Source organism: Streptomyces sp. NBC_00631 (genome assembly GCF_045206895.1).
Classification (GTDB): Bacteria; Actinomycetota; Actinomycetes; order Streptomycetales; family Streptomycetaceae; genus Streptomyces.
In genome coordinates, this window is the sequence record NZ_CP107734.1 from 8888300 (window position 1) to 8915253 (window position 26954).

The following is a 26954-nucleotide window of genomic DNA, read 5'->3' on the forward strand; positions in this document are numbered from 1 at the left end:
GAGCTTGCTTCGTCGAGTGGGAATATGGGTGCGATGCTGCGGGATGCGGCGGTGTCGGTGCAGTTCGGTAAGCGTATGACGGTGGGGATGATGGTGGTGGTGGCGGCGGAGGTGGTGCATGCCGCTATTTATGCGCCGGAGCTTGTCGAGGCTCTTTTGGTGGCGGGTCGGGGGGTTATTCAGAAGTTTTTGTCGGGGTTGTCGGCTCGTATTCTGGCGATTGCTGCCGGGAGGGCCGGGGCGATGACGGGGGGTATTGAGGCTGCGATGGTCAGTCTTCGGGAGCTTCTGGTCGCTGTGGCGGTGGATGCGGCTCAGTATGCGGCTGTGGGTGGGGCGATGAATGCGGGGCTGGATCTGGTGATTCAGTTGTCGCAGGTGGCGGAGGGGTCCCGGGATGGTATCGACGGGGAGATGCTGCTTACGGATCTTGCGTTGGGTGCGGTGGGCGGTGCGGTGGCGGGGGGTGTTCTGGCTCTGGGGAAGAAGCTTCCGGGTGCTGGTGGTGGTGGGGTGCGGGGTGGGTCGGTGTCGTCGGGTGGTGAGAAGGGGGGGGCCGTTCTGGGTGGTGATGTGAAGCGGGGTGGTGGTGATGCGGAGTCGGGTGGTGGTGGGTTGGGTGTGGAGGGTGAGAAGGGCGGGTCTGTTCTGGGTGGGGGTGATGTGAAGTCGGGTGGTGGTGAGAAGTCTGAGGTGGGGGTTGCTGGGGGTTTTGAGGAGGGTGTCGGTTCTGGGGTGGTGGAGGGTGAGGGACGTGGGGTGGGGGGTCGGGGTTCGGGTTCGGTGGTTGTTTCTCCGGTGACGGCTGCTGGGGCGTGGGGTGTGTCGGGTGTGGTGGCTGCGAAGGTGGCTGAGGACATGGAGGGTTTGCCGCCGGGTCAGAGTCAGAGTGCGGATCTGGGTGAGGCTTTTGGGTCGGGTGTGCTGGGTGCGGCTGATGCTGGTCTGGTGAAGGACTATGTGGCGCAGAGGTCTGGGGCGCAGGTGCGGGCGTCGGCTGCGGGTGTGCGTGCGTTGGAGGTGACTGCGGCGGATGTGCAGGCGGCTGCCGCTGCCGCGGATGCAGCCGGGGGTGCAGAGGCGGGTGCTGCGGGTGTGGCTGCCGATGTGACCGGTCCCGGTGCGGGTGTCTTGCCGGTGGTGGAGGGTTCTGCGGGGGCTGGTTCGTCGGCTGTCGTGGGTGCGGTTGGTGGTGTGGTTGGGGTGTCTGCTGCGGGGGGTGGTTCTGGTGGCGGCGTGTCTTCTGGCGGGGCGCCGGTGGGGGTGTCGGGTGGGTCGACGGGGCTGCCGGGTGTGGACACGGTTGTGCCCGGTCGGGGTGGTGCCGGTGGTGTGGTCGCGGGTGCTGGGGGGCTGTCGGGGGCGGTGCAGGGTGCTGGTGGTGGGCCGGCCGGTCCTGTTCGTGGGTCGGGTGGGGAGGCGCCTGTGCGGGTTGAGGCGTCCTCGACTGCGGCTGTGCGGGGTCATGTGGACCGGATGGTGGTGGAAAGGGACCGGCTGCCTTCGGCGGCTTCTGCCTCCGCCGGCCCCGATCCGGATCCGGGCCCGCGCCCCTCTCGCCCGGCCACTGCTGGAGGTGAGGCGCCGTCGCGGCCCATGACCCGCCGGGAACAGCAGGAGCGGATCGAGAGCCAGGCGGCGGCCCGGTCGGACGCGGATCTGACGGATGCGGACACCGAGGCGGGGCGACAAGCTCGCGCCGAGGCGGCGCAGTTGCTGCGTGGGCAGGGCGAGGAGATCGGCCCGTCCTCCTCCGCGGTCGCCGGAGACGAGCATTCCACCGCTGCGCCGGACTGGGCGGATCTGGACAGAGTTCGGGCATCGGCCCGGCAGTGGCATGCGGAGCAGGTCCGTATGGTCTCCCTGCGGGAGGCTGATCTGGCGCAGGCCCAGGACGACGCCGCCCGGCAGCAGCGCTTCGAAGACCCGTACGCTCAGCATGCCGCCGGACGTCCCGGCCGTGTACCGGAGGCGGGGGGCGTCGCCGAGGATGCTGTGCGTTCCGAGTCGCCCGGTCCGAACGGGCCCGGCCGCGACGAGGTCACGGTCCTGACCGGCGCACAAGCCGACCTTCCCACTCCGCCGCTCGCTCCGGAGCAGGGCCGTCCGGTGGGTGAGGTCAGCAGGCCGGAAGTCGTTGGCCTCAACGCGGTCTCCTCCTCCGTCGGCGCCCCGGTGCTCAGCGGCCCGCTGCGTTCGACACGTGCCGAACTGGACGACCCACTGGCGGAAGCCGGCCCCCTAGACCGATTCGGTGTCCAGGACCCCAAGTTGCGCGAGGACATCGCACGGTACGTGCTGCGTCTCGACAGCCACGGCTTCGAGGGCGAGCCGGTCGGCGATGTCCACCTTGCGGAACTGGAGCGGATCCTGCGGGCTCATCCCGGTCTCGATCTCGGCGATCCGTCGTCTCGCGACATTTTGCATTCCGCACGCCGCGCCTATCTGCAGCAGCATCTGCTCGGCGATGACACGATCCTTCACGCCCAGGGGGCCGGGGGTGCCCCGCTTACCGGACGTAACTGGCTGGCAGAGAAGGATGATTTCGATGTCTCGAACCTTGACCTCAGTCGTATAGACGAGGGGTGGCAGCGCACGGACACAGACACCCCTTCGTTCGAGTCTCGGGTGCGGGAGGCGCCGTGGCACGGGAAAGCGTATCCGGTGGTTGCTCATTTCGATCGGGGAACGTGGACCGTCAAGGTGTCCCACGGGGAACAGGACATACGGCTGACACCGCTTGAATTCGTGGATCTGGTGAAGCATGACGGCAAACGTGTTCCCGGTGTCCCGGTGGTACTGGTCGGGGACTTCATGGGTGCCGGGCAGATGGAACGTCTCATGGGAAATGAAATCGAGGAGGATGTATTCGCCAACGTGGAGCGTGTCGATGCTGATTTCGTCGTAGACGATCAGGACGACCTGCAGATCCTTTCCCCCGCCCTGCGGACCGATTCCACGGTTGGTGTGCATCACGGGCGATGGGCGAAGTCAATAAAATCCGAGGAAGGCGCGGATCCTTATCCTTGGCAGGGCTTGGAAGATTATTCTTCGGCACCCATCCTGGATGACGAAGGTGAGTCGGCAGGCCGTGTCTTCATGTCGCAGGAAGCCTTGGACGACCCGACCTATGGATCTTACAGGAATAGGGGGCTGCCCAATCTGAAAGTATTCGGGACGTGGGAGTACTTTCATGAACAGGTCAATAATGCAGGGTCCGAGAAGGATCTGCCAGGGTCCGAGAAGTCGGTGCCCTGGCTGGGTGAGACCGTTTACATCATGAACGCACACGGCACCCCGCATTCCATTGAGATCGCACTACGTGACGGCAAGGAGAAACAGGCCACCGCTAGTGAGACGGCCGGCATGCTGCGGCGTCGTGCGAGTTTCCGAAAGCTGAAGCCCCAAAGGCTGGTGTTGCTCTCGTGCAATACCGGGGCCTTCGCGAAGGAAAAGATGCCACTGAATGTCCTGGGAGACGAAGAGCAACCGATCGCGCAGAAATTGGCCGATGAGCTCGACGGCATCGTGGACTTCGTCACCGCTCCCATTACGCGCGTCGGTCACGTAGCCACGGCAGACGCGTCCGAGCTCACCACGAAAGTGCGTCTGGTTCAGGAAGCCACAATTCCGGAGCCGCAGTGGGCGGAATACCGGGCGATGCCGACCGGCGAGAAACTTGCCGCCCTGGTCAGGATTACCGCCGTGTCAGAGGCGGAAACCCGGAGTATGGTGCGCATGCTGCGTATGCTCTTCGGTGTGCGCGTGGACGACCAGCAGAACTATCGTCAATTGTTGCGTCTTTTTGCGGAGATGAATCAGCAGCTTCGGAACCGCGATCGCTCGGGTCAGTACGGTTCCGATTCCATCTCCTTCGAAGCAATGTACGAATTCTTGAAGAGTGCAGATGTGCGGCAACCGATGCACATCAACGGGCGGACATACCGCCAGCTGATAGATACCGTCAATTCGTTTGATATCAGTAAAGCGCCTTTCAAGAGCTGGGTGGCTCTGGGAGAAGAACAGGCGGTGTCGCCGACTACACCGCCAGCTTACGAACCTGCGGTTAACGGCATCGTTCCGAACTCGGCTGTGTCCAGTGCGGTCGGGAACGATTTTCGTGAGGCAGCAGGTCGGGGCGAGGAGTCGCCGCGGGCCCGCTTGGACGCGGTTCCGGTGCGTGCGGACGCGAATCTGCCCCTGGCCGGCCCACGCGCCGATCGCGCGGCTTCCCCATCCGAGGTGGCGAATACCGCCGATGTCGTCCACGAGCCGAGCGGCGTCCGGCCCGACGGACTGCCCGCGTCGGTAACGGATGACGGCACGGCCCGCGACGGCGCGACCGACCTGATGCACGTCAAGCCTGTTTCACAGGTGACGGTGGAGTGGCTGCACGAGGAGATCTTCCGTTCGGTCGAGAAGGACGGAGTAACGGACGACACCTTCCACGAGTCGGTGCGCCGCGTCGTCACCTCCGAGCGACTCCAGTACGAGTGGGCCCAGTTGATCAGCGCTACGGGCTGGCCCGTCCCGGCCGCCTACCGGGGGAACAGCCACCCGGTCGCGCTGCGGGTGTCGCTCGAAGCCGTCGGTCCCTCCCCGCAGCGGGTCGACGAGGTGCCTGCCGGCCCGCCGGTCGGCCTCCAGCGTTGGATCGCCGATGGCGCTGACACGAGCGGAATCTCCGCGGTCGGCAATGTGCGCTCGGGAAGTTACGACTACGCCAAAGGCATCGACCGGCTTGTCAAACGTTTCCGGGGCGTCACGCTGGGCGGTGGACTGACCCTGACCTACAACGCGCTCACCATGTCGGCAGGTGCCGGCGAGAACACTTCGGGGCTGAACCTCATTCGCAGCAACGAGCGCTCTCAGTCCGTCGACTACGAGATGAACTGGCAACTCCGCGAACACCACCAGCGGAATCTGCTGCCGTCCGAGGCGCTCGACACCGACTGGGTCCGCGCGCGTGGTCCCGTGCCGGACCGACTGACGGTCTCGATCCCCAACCACCTCGCCGCCCCCGACGAGGCCGCCGCCGTCACCGGCGACGGCCTGTGGGACGTGCCGGTGCCGGTCAGCGACCTACGCGACAAGCTACCCCTCTACTCACCGGTGTCCTTCCCCCACCACGACCGGCTCCGCGACGAGGTCATGCGTTCCTTCGAGCGGCTGCTCGGCGGTCTCGCCGACTATTCCGTGACGGACCTGTGGGACTTCTTCAAGGAAGGTCATATCCGTGCCAACATCGATCAGCTGTGGGACGGCTCTCTGAGTTCCCCCACCTTGTACGACAAGGACGGTCACGTCGTCGGCCACCTGCGGCTGACCGTCGGCCTGTCCGGTGGCGACCGCAGCACCGGCCCCAGTACCACTGACACGTCCATCGAGGCCTTCACCACCGCCACGCGGTATGTACAGGGCAGTACGTCGGTCCTCAACGCGCTCGGCATCAGGGGGCTCCTGGGTTTCAGGTTCTCCGCCCCCAACTGGCCCGTCGCCGGGCAGCTCACCGCGAACCTCGCCTTTCAGCACAGGTTCAATCATGTGTTCAACCACGGCAGCCGCGGGTGGAACGTCCGTGGGCTGAGCGGCGGCGGGCGTCTGCTGCCCGTCACCGCGGACATGACCGTCAAGGCCACGCTGGTCCGCCCCCAGGGAAGGGACACCCCCGCTCCCGACACGCCCATGGCCGACGGAGCCTCGCACAAGATGAACATGCTGGTTCCGTCCATGGCGCACCTGGGCCAGGTCCCTGAGAAGGATCGCTTCCTCCCCGCCGCGATGCTGAGGTCGCAGCAGCTCGGAACGTCCACCGTTCCACTCCACGTCGCCCACACCGGGTCTCTCTTCGACGAGGTCGAGAAGTGGCTGGTCGTGAACGGCTTCCTCCCGCCCGACGAGGTCCTCCCGTCCGCGGGAGCGCCGTCCGTTCTCCGGGGCGTCCTCGGCGACGCCGAAAAGGAGATGCTGCTGCTCAATGCGCGGAAAGTCGACCAGATGCGCAGCCGTTCGCATCTGCGGGCGCAGGTCGACGACATGGTCGCCGGCGGCTTGGCCACCGTCTTCTCGGTCGTCACCGCCGCCGGTACCCGGCGTGCCACCGTCACTCTCTTCGCCGAGCGGTCCGACCCCGCCGACAACGGTGCAGGCGATGACGGCCGACGCGTGACACACGATCTTTCGGTACCGGCCATCCAGTCGTTCGCGTTCTACGCGCTCTACATCAACGACGACGACCGGTTCGATGTCAGCAAGCTGGCCGTGCAGGGCGGGCTGGGCGGCTCGGTGAGCGATCCGGCCGGCGGCGTCAGCGACAGCGCCGAGCCGCTCTACAGTCTGAGCGGGCAGGCGTCGTACAACTATCAGGAGACAGAGAGCACGGGCTCCGGCTTCAGCACGGGCCAGGAGAACTACTTGTTCGGCTCGCAGGGACACGAAGTCTTCACGGTCCCGGTCCGTTATCGGGTGGAGATCTCGGACACCGAGGGCCACAACCGCACGATCGAACCCCCGGCCAGTGCACCGGACGGCGAGATCAAGCTGGCTGTCCAGACTTACCGCACCCTGGCCAAAGCGGACAACTGGAGTCCCCGACCCGCCAAGATCACCAAGATCACCGACGGAGACGTCCGTGGTCCGGCTGTGGCGTCCGGGAGTGCGAACGCCGACCTGCGGCCGCCGGAGACGGCCTGGTTCGAACGGATGGAGACGGCCTGGTCCGAACCGGTGGAGGGCGACCGGACACTGGTCGAGGTCATCAACCGCCTCATCAGAGAACTCAGGGGAGAAGCCGAAGGGACGTCGGACCACCTGGCGGTCCTGTCCGCTGAGCGTGAGGCCGGCGTGGCGGACGATGTTCCGGTTCTGCCGGGTCGCTGGATCGACGAGGCGGACGACGTGCCGGACTTGTCTGCCGGGGCGGCCGATGGTGTGCCGGTCTTGCCGGGTGGGGCTGGGGCCGGGGTGGCGGATGGTCTGCCGACTCCGCCTGCTGGGGATGGGGCCGGGGCGGCGGACGATGTGCCGGTTCTGCCCGGTGGCTGGATCGACGAGGCGGCAGATCCAGCGTCGCCCGGCGCCGGGTGGAACGTCCTCGCGCCGGTGAGTTGGTTGGTCGACCGCGGCGCCGACGCCGTGCGCTGGGCGTGGCGGACCGCCTTCGGCGAGCAGGCCGACGCCGCTCCGTCGAAGGCGCAGGAGCAGATCCGCACGGCTCTCTCGCAGTCCCACCTCGTGGCCAACGCGCCGCGTGTCCTGCGCGACTCGTACATCTTCGAGGTCAGCACCAACGGTGCCCTGGCGGGCGAGAACTTCGTGGTGGAGATCACCGGACAGCTCGTCGACGTCAAGCACACGCCGCAGCCGCAGACACCCGAGCCGCACCGGGAGGACTGGCGGGTCTCCGGAGGCCGCTCGTCCACCTCCGAGAGCGAAGCCACCGGCTACCGCCTCGCGGCGGGCATCACCGGCCGCTACGCGGGCTTCCTGCCCAGCGGCGCGATCCGGCACGGCGTCAGCACGGTGGACACCGAGAGCGAGGGGGACAACACCGTCACCTTCCGCGTGGCCACCCAGGACGGCGACGGCGACGGCGAAGGCGGCCGATACCACACCTTCACGGCCGATCTTGGATACCGCATCAAGGTGAGCGCCGGCGGCGACAACTCCGCCGCCAACACGATCACCGGGGGCACTGGCCGGCATCTGGAGAGGCAGGTGCTGATCTACGACGGCGCGGAGATCCTGCTGACCGACGACGACCTGCACGACCACCCCGAGTGGGCCGCCCTGGTGTCCGAAGGCGACCTGGCGCGCCCCGCGGACGAGAACGAGCGGCCGCGGCTGCCCTCCTGGTTCGTCGAAGGGAAGGGGAGCGTCGGCTTCGGCACCGTCCTCGGCGTCGACATCGAGTCGAAGAAGGGACGTCGTAACGCCCTCCAGGACCTGGTGGGCGTTCTGGTGGAACAGGCGACTCCCGGCGTCACGAAGATCGGCAGTCCGAATTACACGCCAGGAGTGCTCACCCGCATCAACGATCTCACCACCTCGTTCGGCCAGTCCTCACTGGCCGGTGACGGGCCCGACAGCAGCGCCGTTATCCACTACATCAGCCGCGACAGCTTCCTCGGTCCCCGGTTCATACAGGTGAGGGTGTCCGCGAAACCCGATGCGGACCACGACCTGAGCCAAGTCCGCGGCAGGCGGGTCGCAGCCCGGACGAGCGGTCTGGAGAACATGTCTGGCCGGTCCAACGGCGCGGGCGGTGCTCTCCCCGTGCCGGGGAGGACGTACGTAGGCCGGACGCAACTGCACAGCCAGGGCCTGGGATTCGGCCTCGGCGGACAGGCCGGGAAGCAAGGACCGACGGGGACGGTGGGGATCGACCGGACACGGCAGACCGTCCACGGTCACAGCTCTGCCCGTGAGGTGCGGACCTACCAGCGCACGTCGGGAGGGACGGCCAAGTTCAAGGTTCCCTATGTGTTCACGGCGGAGGTGACCGCGAGGCCCTTGGACGAGGCACTGCTCGTCCGCCTCGTCCACCAGGTGCAGAGTGGCATGCTGTCCATCTGGGAGGCCCTCCGACAGGTGTACGACCGGATGACGGACCCGGTCGGCGTCCCGCGGGCCGTTGCCCGGCCGAGCTGGACCAGCGTCATCAGCGATTCGGCCAAGGCCGAGGTGAACCTTCGGTTCAGCGATGCGTACGCCGCGGATCACGAGGCTTCCGGTCAGGCCCGGACCGCACTGACGGTACCGGCCGTCGTCGACGCCGACCCCATGGTCCGTCCCGAACCGCCGCAGGGCGCCGCCGCCGTCGAGATGCAGGTCGCCCCGGAGGTGCGGGAAGCACTGAACGGCCGCATGTGGATGCCCACCCGGCCTGTTCAGTTCCTCGGCTTCGCCGGAACCGGACAACTGGGCGAGGCGCTCATCGCGGTCGGCGCGGCCTCGGGCGCTGACACGGAACCGCTCACCAACTGGTCCGAGAACGATGTGGTCGTCCGGCTGAACTCGCTGGCCAACTCCCGCAGGACCGAACTGAGTGCCGCGGCCGTCGCTCCGCTCCTGGGCCGCAAGGCCGTCAGCGGCGTCGAGATGACACTCACCTTCCACAGCCCGCACATCGTGCCCGGCAGCCGAAACGCCGCCGTGGACGGCATGCACATATCGACGGACGGTTTCATTCACCAGGTGGGCGGCACGACGACCTCAGCGGCGTCGTTCAACCTCGCCTCCTCCTATGGCCCCGGTGGCGCCGGCGCTGTCGGCATTCCACTGGGCGGCGCCGGCATGACGGACGGCCAGTCCTTCACCGGGGCGAGTATGCGACGCGAGGTTTTGCGGGTCGGCACCGCGGAGGAGAGCGCCACGGGCGACGGTCACCCCGGCCACCTCGTCCGCGTCCTCGGCCTGCTCGAGATCAAGGGCCCGAAGGGCACCCGCTGGGTCACCGGCGACATCCTGCTGCGCACCACCGAGACCCCGCCCGCCCCCTCGGCACCTCCGAGCTCCGCGGCGGCGGCGCTCGCACGGCCGGATACGGACGTGTCCGCCGGAGCGGAGGATCGGGACGGCGGGTCCGAAAAGGACGCCCCCCACACCGACCCCGACGGCTTCTTCACGGCCCTCGCCGATGCCCTCGACGACGCTCTCCCGGCCGCGGTCCTCGCGGAGCTGACCTTCGACCACCTGGAGTCGCCGGCCGGCACATCGGACGCCCCCGACGCTCCCGAGATGAGAACCGAGGGCGCTGCGGAACGCGTCCACTCCGAAGCGCTCGCCGGCCTGGCCGGTTTGCGCACCCGGGGCTGGGACGACGGCACGGCCGACCTCGTAGCGTCCGCCGCTGCGCACGCCCTCGGCGTGAATCTGACGGTGGTCGACGAGGACGGCTCCCGCCTGCGATTCCTCGGCGGCTCCACCGAACCCCCTGCCGAGGTGACCCTGTACCGGACGGGGGACGGATACCAGGCCGAGGTTCCGCGGGTGAGCGAGGACGGGGGGCAGGCTCCGGAAAGGGTGCCTTCCGGTGATGACAGGCGCGACAGGCTGTCGGCGAGGAGCACTGGCACTACTGGCGGGAAATGGGACAAGAAGCCTCGTTTCGTGGTGAATTCCGGTTTCGATGTGCGCCGGTTCCGGTACGAGAACGAGTCGATCGTGGACCTCACCGTTCGGCTGGCGTTGGTAGTGGAGGAGGGCATCTCCGAAGAAGACCTGAACTCCATGTGGGGATCACTGGAGAAGGGGATTCACACCTTCTTCAACGGCAATCCCGCGAACAAATTGCCGGGCAGTGGTGAAAAGGGCATTGATGAATTGCTGCACGTGAGCGTCGAGCGGGTGCCTGAGGAAGACCACCCCCATCTTGTCGCGCGAGTGGTCCGGAACGAGGTGAGGGGTGATCAGGGAACGTGGTGGGTGGGCGCGAGCCCTGCTTTCTTCGCGCATGAGATCGGTCATCAACTAGGCCTGCGGGACGAATACGCGGAACCGGGCGCGGAACAGCGTGCCGATGTGCCCGGCAGCCTGATGGGGCGCAGTTCCGTGGTGTCCCCGGGGCTGAGCAATCTGGACCAAGTGGATCCTGGCGCATACCTGCTGCCCGAGCGGTATCTCCGTCTGCTGACACCTCTGATCGGTCCTCCGGACACCCCATCCTCCAAGGCGTCGGCCGGTCCCAGCGACAAGACGGCGGAAGGAATCGCGGACTCCTTCGAGCGCCAGGGCGCGCTCGAAGGCACATGGAGCTGGGAAGGCGCGCGTAAGGCGGCGATCCCGGTCACTCGGCGGCACGTCTGGGTCGACCCCGTCTCACAACCGGCGAATCCGCTCCGGGCAGGCGCCCTCGGGAAGGTGCTGCCCGCCGAACCACCGCGTGCCGGCGAGGCGCGGGACAAGGCACTGCTGGCCAACAGCACACTGTTCGTCGGCTCGACCCGCAAGGCCTCCGGCCGTATCTGGGACGGTCATGGCGCGAAGGCAAGACGCCTTCCTCCACAGATCAAAGATCTCATTAAACAGATCAAAGATCTCATTAACCAGTTATTCATCGGCCAGGCATTCTGGGTCTTCCCGCATTCATTCGATTCCCGATCCGAAACCACCACTGTCATAGATGCCCAGAATAATACCCATGAACTGAGCGCAGGCGAGATGGCTTCGCTACTGGGGCGGGATGTGTCATTGCTCTTGCACGATGCCAATGATCCCATAGTCTACGTCGCCTCTTTTGCTGCCGAGCGCTACCTGCAGACGGTTCGTGCGATCGCCACTCAAACGAATCGCAATGTGTGGGCCTATACAGGGGAGCTCGAATTCCCATACCAAGACCGGACGACGCCTCTTACCGGTACGGCCGGCCGCGTCGGCCAATGGGTGCTGATCGAACCAGGTTACGTGCTTTCTCCTATCGGCGCCGAGATCGCGCGAAACTATGAGACGCGACCCCTAATGTACTCTCGCGGCGTCGTGGTCGGTCGTACGTTTTGGACCTCCCAGGAGATAGTAGAAGTCGAAACCAGGATTGAAGCTTTTCCTAGTGCTCCGTATCAGTACATGCAGAATGTCTACCGATTCGGTGACGAGCCGCAACATTTTATAGAAGTACCCTGGCGGAATGAAACGGTCACGTACATCAATGTGCATGGCCTTCCGGGGGATGCCGTGGTGTATTCGACAGAGACCGGTAACCATCTTTATCTGGACGGGTCATCGTTTGCGCATCTTGTGCTGGACGCGTTGCCGTCTGTGAGCGGCGAGAAAAAGCCGGATGCCATCGTGCTCATGGCATGTTTTGGCGGTGCCGACACGGGGGAATTGGACGGAAGTTCGCTCGCGCAGCAAATGGCCAATGTGACGGGCATAAAAGTATACGCCACTGATCACATGACGCTCCATACCGATAGCCTTTTCGTGGCTGCGAGGCTCCAACCAGGAAACGACTGGAACGAGTACCTGCCGGACCCGGAAGGTAAAGATCTGGGTGACCTTGCGACCATCACTGGGCGGTCCGAGGCTGACACTCTAAAATTGGTACGTCTTGACCGGTACTTCCTCAAAAGAGATGCGGAGGGAGTGGACGCTGAAAAGCATCTGCGGACCATAAGTGAGTTGGCGCGGCTCCACGGCCAGCATCTCAGAGCTAAAGGAAGCTTCGACGATCCCGTCACCAAAGACGGCATGGCCACGTTCCTGGCCGGATACACGGGAGGCGATCCCGCAGTCGATCCCGAGTCCTTCCATAAACTGCGGGCCGCCGGTCGTAAATACCTGGATCCGTGGCGGATACGCCGAGACCAAATATTGTTTTACAGGGCAGAGGGAGCAGGCGCCGTTAGAGCAGTTTTCGACATGAGCTTTGCGGAAAAGCTGATACAAGAGGTGGAGGTGGTTCGCCTGCTCGAGTCGAAGGACTTCCTGAACCATGCCGTGTCCCTCGACGACATCAACGGACTGACGGACGCGTCGCGCGTGCGGCAGCAGCTGGCGGAGAGCAGTACCGTTGTCCAGGTCAGAGACCTCATACTCGGCTACGCGGACCGGGCCCGGCTGGCCTGGCGGTTCTATGCGGACGCCGAAGGCAGGGTTCCGGCGGCCCCCGGGCGCCTCATCCGGCTCCCGGAGCTCTATCCGTATTCGCAGGAATTTTCTCAGAATACGAATACGACCGGTGTTCTGGCGGCCTCCGGGCTCAAACGCCTCATCCGGCACCCGGAGCTCTATCCGCAGGAAATCTCTCAGAACGCGAATGCGACCGGTGTTTCGGCGGCGGGCGACGGGCCCGTCGGCGTGCCCGGGAGCGTGGTGCGTAAGGGGAGGGAGATCTATTCGCGTTATGCGAGGGTGCCTGTCATCATCGGCAGGGAGCCCGCCGATGAGGCCGCGCGGGACAGCTACGGTGCCGACGCCGATGCGGTGATCATGGCGTACTACAACGGTGGTGGGGATCCCGCCCCGGTGGCCGCCGAGAGGCTGGCTGCCGAGATCGCGGCGCGCCTCCGGAGCGAGGGCGGCGGACTCGCCGGTCTTCCGGGTGGTAGTAGGAAGAAGAAGGCCGCGGCGAAGCCCGTTTCGTCGGTGGACGCGGGAGAACGCCCGGGTGCCGGCGGTTCGGGGGCCGGCCGGGAGCACGCCCACGGGCACGACACCGTGGAAGTGTCACCGGAGACTCTCAATAGCCTGAAAGTCGCGGTCATGCGGCATGCGAGCATCGGCGCCGAGAGCAAGAGCGCGGTCCTCACCGCGGTCAAGCAGGTGCTCACGGGCATGCCGAAGCCGCCCGACATCACGCTGGACGTCCTCGTGAAGCGGATGGTCTGGGCGCAGGTTGAGAATCCCGAGTTGACGAAGGCGCTGTCCGACAACCCGATCGTGGCCTACGCGGTGGTCCGGCAGAAGCTACTGCTCACGAAGGGGATCGCGGCGTACCCACGCCTGGCGGGCGTTCTGGCGAGCCATCCCGCGGTTCTCACGAGCCTGTCAGAGCCGGAGCAATCTGAGTGGCTCGAAGCACAGCCCAAGCAGACATTCGAAATCCTTGCCCGCAAAAAAGTGATTTCCCGTCTGGAAGACGACGAGGAAATTCGCGATATTGTGCTGGACCGTGATTATTACAACGTTCTCCGTCATCTGGACGGACGACTTGACATCGCGCAGACGGCGGCCCATGTATCCGCTGGCATCAATTATTTGGTCCAATATACCGAGGGGTTCGCTGCTGCGGTACTCAGCCTCAGCTCTGACGAATGGTCTGACATTCTGTATCGGTTCCATGGAGACACGAGCCTGGTCCAACAGGTGATCGGCACTTGGGTCATCGAACGAGAATCGCGTCCGACGTCTTTTTATCGGACTCTGCTCACGAACACAAAGCTGCTCTCGGCTTTGCATCGTCACCCGGAGCTCGGCCATCTTGCACTGTCCTCGTCCGATGTATTGTCCGCCATAGCGAAAGACCCGACCCTTCTGGAGCGGCTGGCCCCCGCACGGGAACTGACCCGGGTTCTCCGGGGTCTGCCCGATGTGACCCTGCGCCTCTTGGAGAACCCCGAGCTGCTGAAAGCGGCGATCGCGAATAGCAATCTCCCCGCAGCTCTTTCGCATTATCCCACTATGCTCGACCCCCTCTATGGCGATGACCTTCTGCAAACGATCCGTTGGGCGTCGGGTCCGCAAGCGGAACCGCCTTCGGTGGTTGAACCGAAAAATGGCATGCTGGCCTATTTGCGAACGGTCAATAAAGGTATTGACTGGCTGCTGAAGGAGGACGCTGCGCGATGGATCGAAATAATGACGGACGAGGTGCACTCGAATTCCCTGCAGGTGTTGGTGAAGTGGCCGAAAGCCATCACTGAGCCGCATGAGCTGCGTCGACTTTTTTCCCGCCGTTATTCTTTGGATTTTCTCCTGGAGGATGTCCCGCAGAATGACGACGAGACGAGGTCGCGCGTCCTGCGGCTTGTCCTGGAGCACCCTGACCTGGCACGAATATATGAGGCCGCATGGCAGAACGAAATGAGCAGGCAGCAGCGGGTCCATATCGTGGATATGGTGAAGGATTCGGCTCGATTTGAAGCGATGCTGAGGAGTGCCGGTCTCACTTGGACGATTATCATAGAAAGTCGTATTAAAAATCTGAGTCCGGAGCAGTTCCGAGGTCCATGGGCGATGGCCGGCTTCAGGAAGGCTCCGATGGCTCTGCAACTCGTCAAGAGAGAGGACCCCGAAAATCTGCTGCGTGCTCTGTATGAGGGTGATTCGGCGCTGCTGCGACTGATGATCCGCCATCCAGAGGTGAGTATTTACCTGATGGATAATTTTGCCCGGTGGGCTAAGAATATCTTGGCAGCGCCCGACTTGCTGGACATGCTTTCTGGCTCATTTGGAAAGCTGCCGCTCCCCCACTGGCAGAGGCTTCTCGGCAATGAATCCCTGTATCTGAGGCTCAACGAATTTCGCGAGAGCCCGGCCGGCAAGGTATTTGTCCGGTATCCTGAAGCGTTGCGAGAGGCCATCTCACGATCCGGTTTTGCGGATGCTTGGAAGGCTGATAAAGAGCGTTTCGACAGATTGGCAACGCCTCTGCTGGAGCGGCGGCTTTCCGCAGGATCCGCCGAGCTGCGAGATTTTTTGGAGGCTGTGCAAGAAAATCGCCCCGCTGAGATCACCCCCGAAGGTCACGAAATTGAAATGGCCCGCGTGGGAATCGTCCGCTACCTGACTGAGGCGCTGAAGGCCGGGCGGGACGTCGATTCCGTCAGGAGGGCGGTTCCGGCCGGCCTCAAGGTCACCGATGAGGAGATGGGGAGGTATGGGATTCTGCTCGACGATAAGCGACTCCGTCCGGCTGTTATCACGAACCATGTTCTTGCCGAGCGCGTTTTGTCTGTGCCCTATATGCTCGACCTTCTCCGAACGCGGCCCGGTATGCTGCGCCTGGTCACCTCGGAGCCATCGGTATTGCGTGATCTGAAACGGCTGGACAGGTTGCCTGAACTGTTGGCCCATAAAGATGACGCCTACTTGTGGTACAGGGAGATGTCGGAGATGCGGTCACACATTACGGCTGAATTTATAAATAATGCATTCGGTGACGTGTCTCATTACTTCGGCTGGTTTCATCGCTACTATCACATTTTTAGTTTCGATCATAATGCATCCCTCTACAGCCTGTGGTATAGCCCCTCGGTGACCACTGCCATGATGGAACGCCCGGCAGTGGAGAACATTATTCTGGACGAGAAAAACAGGGGGCTGGTAGATGAATTGAGTCGAGCCACTGAAGTGGCGCGGCAAGCTGTTACCGGTACGGACGAACGGCTGGCTGCAGCTGCGGCTGAGCCCATCGTAGTGAAGGTGCTGGATGATGTGCCGAGTGTGGCTGAGTTCCTCGCGGCTCATACCGGGGTGGTGGCGACCGAAACGCAGTGGAGGCTTCTTTTCGACTTCAGTCTGACCCAGTTGGAGCATGTGAGGACCTTGGCGCTGTTGCACACACTTGACGATTCTCCGGAAGTGATCGGTTCTGTTCTTCGGGACCCGGATGTGCTGGTGGTGGCGCGGAAAAATCCTAAGTTTGTCGATTTGTTGAGTGTGGCGCTTTCGGAGGGGGAGAGGGCGCAGCTGACTAGGCGGCAGGTGCTGCTCCTGGTGGACGCGCATCCGGATATTGTTGATGATTTGATCCGGAGCAGGGCGCTGCGTGGTGCTGTGGCGGAGATACCGCGGCTGGCAGAGCTTCTTCGGCTGAACGGTAATGCGCGTGTGCAGTTCCGTGAGAAGGAGGGGTTGCTGGACGCTGTGCGCGGCAACGTTGCGCTTCTGCGTGAGGCGGAAGAGCAGAGTGATGTCTGGAAGCTGTGGGTTGCTCATCCCGAGTTGCGGGTGAGTGGGAAGGCTCTCAGGTCGCTTCGTGGTAAGCCGAAGGCTGTGGAGTTCTTGACGGGGCATGCTGGGCTCTTCGACGCCGATGCGCTGGGGCAGGCGTTGTCGCGCCGTGAGGTGGTTGCGCTGCTGGAGTCCGACGAGGGTTTCGCGCGTGCTTTTGTTTCGACGCCGGAATGGCAGCGGATGGCTGCGGAGCCGCGCTTCGCCGAGGACGTGCGGTCGTTGCTGGAGCGGGCGCCGGAGGCGGCGTCCGGGGCTTTTGGCGATCCGGGTACTTTGCGCGATGTGCTGCGGGGGCATGCGGGGGTGGTGCGGGGTACTGGGGTGGCGGGTGGTGGTGGGGGTGTGCGTGGGGTGGGCGGGGGCCGGTCCGGGGCGGGTTCACTGAGCCGGACTGGTGACGCTTCCGGCGCGGCCGGGTCCGTGGCGGTGGGTGAGGTGCGGGTGCTGGGTGAGGTGGTGTCCGGTGAGGTGGTGGATCTTCTGGTGGGGCCTGAGGGGGAGGTGGTTGGTCGTGTTTTGGCGGAGAGTCCTGAGTTGTTGCCTGTGTTGCTGATGTGGCCGCGTGGGGCGTTGGAGATCGTGAATTCGCCGGGTGGGCTGGCGAGGCCGTCGTTCGAGAGGGTGTTCGCGGAGGAGTTGCGTGGGGTGGAGGGGGAGTTGCTCGGGTTGGGTGCGGAGAAGTTCGGGGTTGAGGCTTTCGAGCGTTCTCTCGGTCAGCTCCACGCGGATATGGGTGTGGGGCGCGGGCTTTATCCGGCGTTTCGGGCGGCGGCTTTGCACGCGTGGCGGGATGTGGCCGGCAAGCGATGGGCTGATCGGTCGGAGAAGGCGCGTCTGCGTGCGGAAAGGTTCGCTGCTTTCAATGTCGTGAGGAGCCTCGGACGCTGGGACTTCGGGAAGCATATTCACTTTGCGGGGAAGGCCAAAAAGAGCGATTTCACTGATGCGCAGCTTGAGGTTCTCAAGAAGAAGGTGGCGGTGGGGGAGGGCGTGCGTGAGGGCAATCTCGCCGTCAATCAGCCGTTGCATGCGCATCTGGACGGCGGCGCCGGTGGGGTGGCGTTCGTTTATGTCCTGGCTCCTGATGGCCGGGTAGATGTGGTGGTTTACGCGAAGAGCGGGTCGCGGTCAAGAGACGGGAAATATCGCTGGGATGATGTCAAAGGGGGTTTTGTGAGTAAGCCGCCGGAGCTGGGGGAGGTGATTGCGAACCATGAGCTGTTGGTGACGTCTCGGGAGCTGGTGGAGACGCGGGGTGCGGGGGTGCTTGCCGCGGACAGTTCTGAGAAGTGGGTGCTGCCTCCGGTGTCGGGGTTGGAAGGGGAGACGGTCGAGGGGGCCGCGCGTCTGTCGCAGGCCGTGCTGGAGTATCGCGGGGCGCTGGAGAAGCCGGCTTCGAAGACGACGCAGGCGCAGGCATGGGCGCGTTCTGTGCTGGAGGCGGGTGAGCTTTTGCGCGGGGCGGGTGCGGATGTCTTCGGGCTGGCGTGGGAGGACCTGCCGGACAACGCGGTGCGGGATGAGGTCGGGAAGCTGCACGAAACCCTGCCGGAGCCGACGGTCAAGGTCGGTGAGCGGCCATGGCGGTTGGAGGTGGATCAGGAACGCGGGGCCATCGCGGTCGCGTGGGGGCGGGGTGGCCTGGTGGCGGCGCGAGCTGTGGTCGCCTTGCTGAGGGCGAATCGTTCGGGGCCTGGTGCGGGGCCTGGTGGTGCGGGGCCTGGTGGTGCGGGGCCGTCGCGGCCGGTGCGGCCGGTGCGTGCGGGACTGCGGGGAGGACACCGTCCGGCCGCCGCCGACGGTCCGGTCTCCGGTGGCGAAAGCAGCCACGGCCCCTCATCTCGGCAGGTCCCGCCCCAGTCGGCGGCCGGGACGGCCGAAGAGGCCGGTGCGGGGGGTGACGTGGTCGCCGGCGTGCCCGAGAGCGTGGTGATGGAGGGGTTTGAGATCTATTCGGGTTATATGACGGAGCCCGTCATCATCGGCACGGAGCCCGCCGATGAGGCCGCGCGGGCCCCCTACCATGCGGACAGGGAGGCGGTGATCAGGGCGTACTACAACGGCGGTGGGGATCCCGCCCCGGAGGCCGCCAGGAAACTGGCAGCCGAGATCGCGGCGCGCCGGCGGAGCGAGGGCGGCGGACTCGCCGGTCTTCCGGGTGGTAGTAGGAAGAAGAAGGCCGCGGCGAAGCCCGTTTCGCCGGTGGACGCGGGAGAACGCCCGGAGCTCTATCCGCAGGAAGTCCGTCAAGAGCTGAGCGAAGGGACGGCGCACGGATGGGCGGAGGGTTTCGGCAGCGACGGTGACCGAGCGCCGGCGCTGCCGGATCCGACCGCTGACGCCGGGACCATAGCCGAGCAGCCCGAGCTGAGATGGGTGCACCCCGCGTGGATGGCTCCAGCGACAAAGGTGATTGACGAGATCGATCCTGAGGAAGTGCGGCTGGAACAACGCGACCGTGGGGAGCGATTGCCTGACATTCGGGACGTCGCGCAAGCAGGGATGGACGCGGAGAGCGGGGTGAAGGCGGCGGGTGAGGGCCGCGGGGCGTCTCCCGAAGAGGTCCTCTCCGCGTGGCAGCGCCTGAAGGGCATCCGGCGCGGCCTGCCCATGCCGCAGCTGGCCAGGGACATCGCCGACGAACTCGCCGCGACACCGGGCGAAGACTCGGGCGCCCACGCGGCCCCGCCGGAGGGCGGCGACGCCTTCGAGGCGGCGTTCCCCGAGACCGTGCGCCTCGAAGCCGACGATGCGGAACGCCGTACGACGGACCCGGCGCAGGCGGCAGGCTCCACCTCTCCGGCGCCTCCGACGGGTCCGCCGGAGCACCGATCCGCCCGGGACCGCCATGTCGTGCGCTTCGCCCCTGATTCCGAGAACGTCGATACCGAGGGCGCCGAGAAGCTGGGGGTGTTCGTCGAGCAGGTTGTCGCGCGAGCCGAACAGGAATGGTGGGAGGGAGTACTGGCGCGGGTCGAGGTACGGGTCACCGGGCACGCCGACATCCGTGGCGGGGACGGGAACGAGGCCGCGGCGGCGACCGCCGAGCGGCGTGCGCACGCGGTGCTGACCGAGTGGAAGGACACGCTGGCGGGCCGCCTGCCGCAGGTTCCCATCGACTACGAGGCCTATTCCCCCCTGCAGCACACGTCCGCCGCTCCACCGGCTCCCGCCGACGGCAGCGGTGCGACGATCGAGGTGACCTTCGAACGCCGGCGACCCGGCAGCCCCGGACCCGGCACGCCCCCTTCGGATCCAGGTCCGGCCGGCGAACCCGCCGGACCTGACCTGCCGTCGGCGCCCGGTGACCGGACCGGCGACTCCTCCCCCGCGGCACCGCGGGCACCCGCGGGCGGTGAGACTGAGGACGCCCCGTCCATGCGCGCCCTGTCCGCGTCCACCCCGCCCCGGCCGCCGCTGCCTGCCGAGCAGGTCGACACCGCCACCACCGACGTCCTCGCCCCACCATCGCCGGCTTCGGTTGAGGCTGGGCTTTCGGGTGGGGTTGGTCGTGGTGCGAATGACGTGTCGTGGGTTCCGGAGTCGCCGGCTTCGGTTGAGGCTGGGCTTTCGGGTGGGGTTGGTCGCGACGCGACCGACTCACCTTGGACCACACCACCACCCGCCTACCGCCCCCTCGCGATCGAGGGCTCTCTGCTCGATCCGCCGTCCGTCACCCCTGTCGGGGTGTCAGGAACTCAGACCACACCCGCCCAGACCCCGTCCCCGGGCACACCGCCTCCTCGCGCTTCCCACCCCCGGCCAGCACGCCCGGAGACCTCGACGCCGCAGACGGACCCCGACCGGTCCGCCCCCTTGCCCGCCCTCCCTGGGGACGATGCCCGCGCACCGGGTTCCCAGGATTCCCAGACCTCCCAGGTTCCCGGGCCGCAGAAGACACAAGAAGCTCACTCGGAGAAAGAGGCAGCAAAAGCAGAGCAGGACGCACAGAAGCCCGCACTCGCGCATGACGCTGCCGGCCCCGGCCTTCGTGACATCAAGTTCGCGGTGAGCGACGCCGACCAGGCCGACGACGCTACCGGCAGGCAGCCGGCCGAGGACCCGGAGCCCGACCCGGGGGCGGGTGACGGGCCACCGCCGCGGTTCACCCTGGGCCAGCGGATGGACCTGGACCCTCTGGTGTATTTTTCCGCCACGCCGCGAGCGGGCCTGCCCGGTATGGAACGGGTGGTCGACGATCTGCGTACGAGGATCCCCGGGGTGAGCGAAGACGACCTTGAGGCGCTGCCGGTAACGCTGGAGCAGAACTTCCGGCAGATGGTGTCACCCGGCGGCCCGCGGCTCGGCGGATACCTGATGCGCCTGGGCCGCGCCGAGGTGCTGTTCACCGCCCGCCCGCAGAACGCGCGTCTGGAGCTGAGCACTCTGGCCGACGACGAGCGCGCTCCGTTCGGAACCGAGGCGAACGCCGCCATGTTCAACACGGGTTCCTTCTGGCAGAGCTCGACCGTCAGCACCATGCCCTACTCCGCGGGCGGAGCCGTCGGCGTGCCGGTGGGCCCTGTGACCCCGTCCCTGAACTTCTCGGCGACCGCCAACGCCAAGCACCGCGGGATGAACACCGCACAGTTCGTGGAGGACGGGCAGGTCAGCAACCACCGCACCGCCAACTCACTGCTCACGGTCGACATGAGCCTGTCGTACAGGATCAGATTCGACGGTCACACCACCGACTGGAAGCGGGTACAGGAGAACAGGCAGCCGCCGTCCGACCGGACGCCGACGGAAGGCGACGACCGGCTCGCGCTGTGGATCCCCGATCGCTTTCTGATGGGGCAGCACGCGAAGGTGGCCACCAAAGCGACGGCAGGCCCGCCGATCATCCCGGAGAGGTACGCGGCACTCGGTATGACGGGCTTGCCCGAACTGTACGACGAAGCACTGCGCGGGCTGCGCGCCCGTTGGCCGAAAGGCAGGAGCGACACCTACCTCCGGGGTGACAGCGGCGTCCGGGAGGAGTTGCGGAACGGGATCGACAAGCTGGCGACCAATCTGCGCCGGTCGCAGGTCGGGGGCGGCCTGCCCGGGCAGGCCGAGAAAGGCTACGTCATCGACCTGCACGAACCGGGCACGGCGAAGACGATCGCCACAGTCCGTGTCCTCACCAGGGTTCTCGACGAGACTCAGGCCGCGCTGGATGGTCTACCCAAGGTCAGGATGTTCTCCGACGCCGCTGAGGAGGGCAATGCCAACATCGAGCGGGTGCAGACCCTGCTGAACGCCGCCGGAGCGAGCAACGGAGTCGAGCAGCGCCGGGCGGCGGGCCTCGCCGTACGGGGGACACCGCCGGTTCCGCAGTTCGACCTGGGGGTCTCCGCCTCCGCGTCCATGGGTGTCTCGCACTCGCAGGGCAGCTCGGCGAGCTACGACGGTCTCAAGGTGACTGTGAGCCGATGGGTGGGCCCGACCCCGTTCTATTCGGTACCCATGGAGTACAGGCTGGAGATCGAGGTCCGTGAGCCGTCGGGAGGCATCAAGACATCGATGGACGAGGACCTGCGCGGCGTCGGCATCGCGTCCCTGACCCTGCCGGACGCGGCGGCCTACGACAACGGCTTCCCCGTGGACGAGACGTCGGTCGCACGCATCGTCCGGGAGAGCAACCCCGAACCGATCACCGGTTCGGACCGCAAACCCCTGCCCACCTACATGAAGAAGACGGCGGGACTGAGCCCGGTCCGGTTGGACACGGCCACCATCGACGCACTGGGCGCACACATCCGCTCGAAACTCCGGGAGATCGACTACCTCCCCTCTGCCGAGGGCCCGTTCGCCGACGTGGCGAGGCTGTCCCCTCACGAGAGTCACGACGGCAAGATCGAGAATGGCCGGGCGCTGGAGAACTGGCTGATGGGGATCGGGGACCACTTCAACAGCGCCATGACGGAGGAGGGCGCCCAACTGCGGCTGACGCGCAGGTCTGGCTTCGGCCCGGTCCCCTGGACGGAAGAGGCCGCGACCGTCAACCTGAAAGTGACGTACGACCTCGACGACGCCGAGGATCTCGGCCCCGCGAGCCATGAGCGCATAGCGATCCTGCTCATGGCCCTGCGTATCGCCGGACAGTCACACGGCGGAAGCGAGAACGTGTCGGCCAACCTGAACTTCGGCTTTTCGCACGATGCTCTGAAGAACACCGGCGTCAATCTCGGGGGAGGTTACACAGCCGGCTCGAATCGCGGCGAGATCCAGGTCTTCAACCACCCCATCCTCTTCGAGCCGACCAGTGACCTTCGCAAGCACCGGATAAAGAATCTGCGGCTTGAGGTGACCGTCGCCCAGGGCGACACGGGCAGGGTTCCCGGCCACCGCGTCGGCGGCGACAAGGTCGTGGCCACCAAGACGTTCACCGGCAGCGCCGAGCTACTCGTCCCGAATCTGCCGGCAGACGTCCCCGCTGTCATGAGCACGACCGGACACACGTCCTCCGAGGTCTTCGAACGAGCAGTGATTCTGTCGCTGGACACAAGTGGCGTGACGAGCGGGCTGCTGCGCCAACTGCCGCCGGACCTGCGTGGGGCGGCTTCACCGGTGGAGCATGCGGTCCGGCAGCTGACCACGCACCACACGATGGTGGCTCAGGCACCTCATATGCTCCAGGGGCCAGGCCACTACGACATGGACAACGGCGCTGCCTACGGCCTCTGGAAGAACGCGTACACCGTGATGTCCAGTTCCCTGGCGGTCAAAAAGGCGACGTATATCGGGTCCACCGAGGAGCCGGTGGTCCTGGCGCTGATCGCGTTGCTGCAGAACCAGGTGTTCAGCGGGCAGTTCGCGAACTACCGCTTCGGTTTGGGCACGCTCGGCGCGACTTTCGGCGGAGAGGCCGGCGACGCGGCTGCGACCGGCACTTTCGGCGCCGACATGTCCTTCACCTGGGGTATGTCCGAAGCGCTGAAGAAGGTGGGCGGATTCGAGACGATCGCGCTCTCGGTGAGCCCGGTGCTCGTTTACGGCGCGAACACGAGATTCGACCTCGGTGTGGACTGGTACAAGAACGCCGCGCTGCTGCCGTCCGATCGCGGTTCCGGCACCGCGATCGTCGACAACCGGCAGATGGTGTTCATGGTCCCACGAGACGCCGCGCTGCGGGCCTACCTGAAGGGTGACCTTCCAGTGCCCAAGGAAGCGCTGGTGAAGGTGGTGGACCTGTGGGGCAACGGAGACTGGGCGCAGCTCAAACTCGGCGCTGTCCTGATGGCTCGGCTGCTGCTGCACTGGCGCGACCGGTCTGACGAGTTGCCAGAGGGCACCGATCTGACGGTGTTGGCCGCTCGACTGCGCGAACTGCACCAGATGGGCGGTCTCAGAGTGGTGGACGAAGAAGTGCTGCGCCGGTTCAACGCGGCCTTCCCCGGACACACACTCACGCCGGTCACTCTGCATCTACCTCGCTATCTGGCGAATCCCTACGAACCGCATCGGCGAATCGGGCCCACGACCGTGAACGAGGTGCGGTTCGAGGACGGCATGACGCTGTGGGGGAAGATCCGGGACTTGGTCCAGGAATCGGCCCCCGGCCTGCTCAGTTCGTCACCTCTGCTCGAGGTGAGTCGGGGCGGCCAGGCCCTGGGCAAGGTGCACGGTGGTCTGATGACCGCGGAGGTCCTTTTCTCCAAGCTGTCCACGATCCTCTACATGGACATGGTGGGCGGGGAGGTGGAAATTCAGTTCGCGAACACTTGGGGCCCGCTGCACGAAACTGTCTCGGTGGTGCTGTCGGCAGAGCTGGTGGGGCAGCTCAAGCCCTTGGACGAGCGGATGGACGGCCAGGAATTCTTCCTGCACGGCCAGTCCGAGCGGAGCAGATCGGCCAGCCGCTCGATAGCCCTGAGCGGCTCCATGAGGGCCGGCGGCAGCGGTCACGGTGGGAACGGGGGCGGGGCCCTGGGAATGTCACTCGGCACCGGAACGCAGGTCGACTACGTCCGGACGCAGTACTGGGAGAGTGTGTTCGGAGGCTACGACAAGACCGTCGACTTCGAAGCCGATCTGAAGGTGACGCTGCAGGTCCGTCTCGGCGACGCGCCGAATGCCCAGGTGAACAACTTCGCCATGGCCCAGCAGCGAAAACTCACCGGCCGCTCTTCGTCCGCAGACCGTTTGACGGGAAAGATCCAGCTCGGTGTGCCCGCCGCGATGCTAGGTCCGGAGGAGCCGTTCCAGTACACACCGCCGTCCACGATCCCAGTGAAGTTCCCGCTCAACACGCACCCCGTGGGATTCGTCTCGGTCGGCGGCTACAAGCGGCAGGTCCGGAGCCTGCTCAACGCGCTCTTCGGCGGCTCCTATGTGGCCCCCGGCGTCCGCCCGGACACCTTCCTGCCGGCGATGATGGCGAACTCGCTGCTCACGGCGCAGGCACTGCGAGAACAGCCCGAGGGCACCCGACTCACCAACAGCTGGGCGATGCCGAGCGAGCCGCTGAGACGAGCCATGGTGACGAAACGGGTCGAGTACACCGATCTGCGGGTACTCAACGTCTTCGACGGCGAAGGAGGATTCGGCACCTATTTCAAGCACATCACATCCGTCACCCCGGCCTGGAAGACGAACAACGGCGCGGCACCCGGGCTGAACGCCGGTCATGGCAGCCCCCTGGACAGCGCGGGGGGGAACACGGGTATCGCCGGCTCCACCGACGCCGCGGAAGGCGCGCAGCAGCAACCGCGCACCGAGTCGTTCACCAAGGAGCGTAAACGGGTGTACCTCGTCGTCGCCAACGCCGCGATCCGATTGCCCACGATGGCGAGGCAGCACCAGCTCATCCCCTTCGTCGGTCCGTACGACGTGGGTAGGTTCCACAGCCAGAAGATCTCGGGCGAGTTCTACGCGCTTGTCAACGAGGACGACTACAAGGCGATGCAGGGCGCAGTGGACAAGGCGCGCGCAGATCAGGCCGATCGTGTACTCGGCTGGGAAAGGGAACCCAAGTCGATCCAGCATTTCGATCTCACCGAGATCTTCCTGTACGTGGCACGGGACACACGGGTGACGGCCGAGGTGGCGCCCGCGCTGGTGGCCCGCGCGATCGGCGACCGGATGGACCACGGCCGATTGCAAGTCGGTGGGCCCCGAGTGCTGTTGAAGGCACGCAGCCGAGCGCGGCATCTCATCACCGACAGCCGAAGGCTCGTCCTGGACTTCGACGCCGACCGGATCGACGCGGCGTTCGACGCCGACCGGATCGACGCGATGACGGATCCGGGGGTACGGCCGGTGACGACTTTCCAAGAACCCGAAGAGGGCGTACAGCGCCACGACCAGCCGGCGCTCGGCGCCAACATCCTGCACCTCGCAAGCCGCGTGGCGGTGGAGCTCGACTCCTACGTGGAACTGCGGTTGCGTCAAGGCGGTCACAAGCATACGTGGTGGTTCCATCCCGGGGGCAGAATTCACGCCTTCGATCCGGAGCAGCGTTCCGATGGCTCCCCCCTGACCACTGCCGAGGCCCTGCGGGCGGGCGTGCTGACGCCAGAGACAGCTCGCCTCGCGAACCGCTGGAGGCTGAGCGCCGAACTCCTGGGCAAGCTGGAAAGCACCTCCTACAGCCGTGATCTGACGCTCGACCAGGCGGTCCGACAGGAAATAGACGTCCGCCGAACGCGGAGCATCAGGGACCGGTCGGCGGAACTCCTCGAACGGGCCACGACCACGCTGCAGGCCTTGAACTACCTCGGTGTGGAAACCCAGCTGAACGCCGCCGCTCAGATCGGTGAGATGCGCGTCCGCACCGAGTCCGCCCGGAGGCAGCTCTACGGCCTGGTGTCGAACGCTGACATCACACCTGGGTCAGAGAGCGATGTGCTCGGCATACGAAAGGAGTTGCTGAAGGTCGAGGCTTGGCTTCGAGAGCACGACGCACAAGCGCACGCTCTGTCGCTCTCCGAGCTGCTGCAAAGCCACGGCCCGTCCGTCCCCGTCCCGGCCGCCCAACCGCCGGGACCGCCGCCGACGGCCGATCCTCCGGCAGCGCCCGAACTGCCTGAGGAACTGCTGACGTACCGGTTCGGGAAGTCGCGAAGGGTACTGGGCAGAGAACAGGCGGATAAGGCGCAAGCGCTGGCGTTACGGCTGGGGGAAGTCATCAGGGTGCGGCGGCAGCGAAAGTTGCCCGACATCGTGGTCACGATCAAAGCGGGCGGCAACGGTAGCCGCCTGCCCTGGAACAACCGTGAGAGGACGTCACGCGAAGCCGGGCTGGAGCGGGCCACGGCCCTGGGAGCGTACCTCGCCGAGCAGCTGCGTCGTGTTGAGGGGGTCACGTTCAAGGCGGAGAGCCGTGGCCTCGGGGCGCCGACGCCGACCGACGGGAACAAGACGGGCGGTCACGCCGACCCACGGCGTACCGCGACCGTGGAGGTCCGATTCCCACCGCCTCCGGGAGAGGAATCGTAGGTACCGGCCCCGGACGGGGTGCTTCCCGAAGGTGTGCGACGTGCCGGACCAGATGATGAAGTGCGTGTGCCGGGCGGTGGAGCTGCCCGAGAGCACGCCGTCGGCGTACGCCTCCGGGCGGACAGCCGAGCGGTAGC

Annotated in this window: 1 protein-coding gene; it reads left to right on the forward strand. The window is 65.8% G+C overall.

Going from position 1 to position 26954, the window contains the following annotated elements; genetic code table 11:
* Positions 1 to 24 precede the first annotated feature (24 nt).
* Positions 25 to 26817 (forward strand): hypothetical protein, encoded by a 26793-nt coding sequence (locus OHB00_RS40590; RefSeq protein ID WP_406442587.1) that lies wholly within the window; start codon positions 25 to 27, stop codon positions 26815 to 26817.
* The last annotated feature ends 137 nt before the right edge of the window (positions 26818 to 26954 follow it).